This is a genomic window from Parendozoicomonas verongulae (assembly GCF_009711465.1).
In the GTDB taxonomy this organism is placed as follows: Bacteria; Pseudomonadota; Gammaproteobacteria; order Pseudomonadales; family Endozoicomonadaceae; genus Sansalvadorimonas; species Sansalvadorimonas verongulae.
Genome location: NZ_SMME01000629.1, coordinates 1 through 2,320 on the forward strand (window position 1 = coordinate 1; position 2,320 = coordinate 2,320).

At 47.5% G+C, this 2,320-nt stretch carries 2 protein-coding genes; both read right to left on the minus strand.

What is annotated here, in order from left to right; all coding sequences use genetic code 11:
• Positions 1-23: 23 nt before the first annotated feature.
• Positions 24-983, minus strand: coding sequence for a magnesium/cobalt transporter CorA (gene corA / locus E1189_RS02015; RefSeq protein WP_155158407.1), 960 nt, complete (start codon positions 981-983; stop codon positions 24-26).
• Positions 984-1,135: 152 nt separating this feature from the next.
• A partial coding sequence (ybiA, locus tag E1189_RS02020; RefSeq protein WP_155158408.1) for a riboflavin biosynthesis intermediates N-glycosidase occupies positions 1,136-2,320 on the minus strand: 1,185 nt, incomplete at its 5' end.

Genomic DNA, 2,320 nt, shown 5'->3' on the forward strand with positions numbered 1-2,320 from the left:
CCGATGTAAAACCTCAACAGGCCCTAGAGCCAGCCCTTCATTTTAAATATGAAATAGGTTCCAAGGCCACTCATTACCATCAATCCAATGGCTATGGGGTAACCGTACTCCCAGTGTAACTCAGGCATAAAGTTAAAGTTCATACCGTAACTGCTGGCAATCAGGGTGGGCGGCATGAATACGGTCGCCATTACCGAGAAGATTTTAATAATCTTGTTCTGTTCCAGGTTGATATAACCCATTACAGCTTCCTGCAAGAAGTTGATTTTGTCGAAAAGAAACGCGGTATGGGGAAGCAGGGAATCAATATCCCGCAGCATCTCCATAATTTCCTGCTGATGGTGGTCAGCCATGCGAATACGGCGGTTGCGCACTAGATAACGCAGAGATCGTTGACTGTCCAAGAGACTCAGACGGATTTTTCCGTTCAGGTCTTCCTGCAAAGCGATGTCTTTCAGAGCCTGATCGTTGGTTTCGTCGTCAGTGTCTTCCCGTAAGGTCATTTCACTCACGGCTTCCAGACTTTCGTAAACTTCCTCGAGAAGGTCAGCGAGATAATCAACCTTAGAGGTGAACAGAGCAGTGAGAATCTCCATAGGTGAGTCTAACTCAAAGTGCTGACGCTTGAGATAGTTACGTACCAATCGGAACAGGCCAACTTCTTCATCCCTCAGAGTGACCAGCAGGTGAGGGCGCAGGTTGAAGGAGACACTGGTATTACGCACTTCTTTGCCTGAGCGGTGGGGGAAAAAACTGGTAATGTGCAAACCATCTTTATCCTGATAGAAGCGGGACGTTGCCTCAATCTCGTTCAGGTCTTCACTGTCCGGCACTTCTTCCACGTAATAACTGTCCAGCCAACTTCGTTCTTCTTCCGAAGGTTCCACCACGTCAAGCCATACCGTATCACCGGGTAACGAATCGTTAAGACCCAGCTGGTTAATTTCGATACGATTGTCCTGAAGTTGGTAGGCAGTGATCATGCGAAAGGCGGCCCCCGTAAGAATAAAGAGATAAAAGGGAAAGAAGAGGGTAATTGGGCATTCTACCACAGGCCAGACAAAAAACAGTTTCTAATAGTTACTAAGAGGGGGAATTACATTTCCGAGACAATTCTCGCTGATTTATTGAGAGCTTAACTCTTTGTCGTCAGCTCTTCTTTGAGGATTTGGTCACGAACCTGAGCCATGATTTGCCCAGTCAGGTTCAGGCCGCTATCGTCATGGCCATTGCCCCAGAAACTGTCGCCACCTTTAGGTGTTTGCTCAATAAGCACACAGGGGTAGGTTGCCATAAGCTGAGCTTTCAATGTGGGGTTATATTTGAATTTTGCGTAGATGCCTCTATGCATAACCTGATGACTGACCTGATGCCACTTTTTCGTATCAATCAGCTGTCTGTAGTAAATCCCTTTTGGGTTTCCCAGTATGGCGGCGTCCCTACCTGATTGAGCTTTCAGAATCTCCTGTTTGGCGCGTTTAACCACGTTTGGGTCAGCATCATCTTTCAAGGCGTACACAAACTTTGAATGCTGGAAATAGTGCTCAACGGAAGGAAAATAAGCACCATCTACCACTATTGGCCTAGATGAACCTTTTTCCTGAGGTATAAAAGTGTTGCTTAAAAAGTGGGTGTTTTTATTTAACTGACGGTCAAAGAAGCGTACACAACCCTGATTAGCAGTCACCACAGTTTTAAGCTCGGGGTGTGAGTGATACTTCGCCAAAAGCTGTTGAACGGCGCCGTAGTTTCTTGGATCAACAGTGGTGGGCTTAATAGTGCCATCCGAATGTTTTACGGGAATCACGTATGAGATGTCCAGGCCTCGGGGGAGGCTGGGTTCGTTGGGTTGAATACGAACAGGCTGCTGTTGTGGATCTGTTTGATAGGTTGACGTCTCTTTCTTTTTTGGTTTGCCCTCTTGCGAAGAGGGTGGCTGTACTGATGACTTTGTCGGGCTCACTACACCAATCGCTTTACTCCAATCGGGGTTGGGTTTTAAGTAGTTCGCCATTCTTCGAGCTTGAAGAAAGTCATGGAGAGGCTTACTCAGTGGGTGGTCACACGCCTGCATGAAACTCAGCATTTGAGCGATACGAGCCTGACTAGAGTTTGTTTTGGTAGAGCCCGGAAACGGCATCCAGCGCAGGTATTTGCTGTTTTGTGAGCGATTCAGCGAGAAGTGATTTCCTCGGCGCTTGATTCCCCAATGGCCAAGCATTTTGTCAATAGCGGCCGTTACGTTTCTCTGGATAGGCGCTTTAGCGAGCACGTGTCTCACCATCTCATCTGTAAGACGGGGGGCTCCAGGGGAAGTGGG

What these genes read in the sequence shown, in the direction of transcription:
- corA (WP_155158407.1), bottom strand. Translation starts at nt 983, where the DNA reads ATGATCACTGCCTACCAACTTCAGGACAATCGTATCGAAATTAACCAG.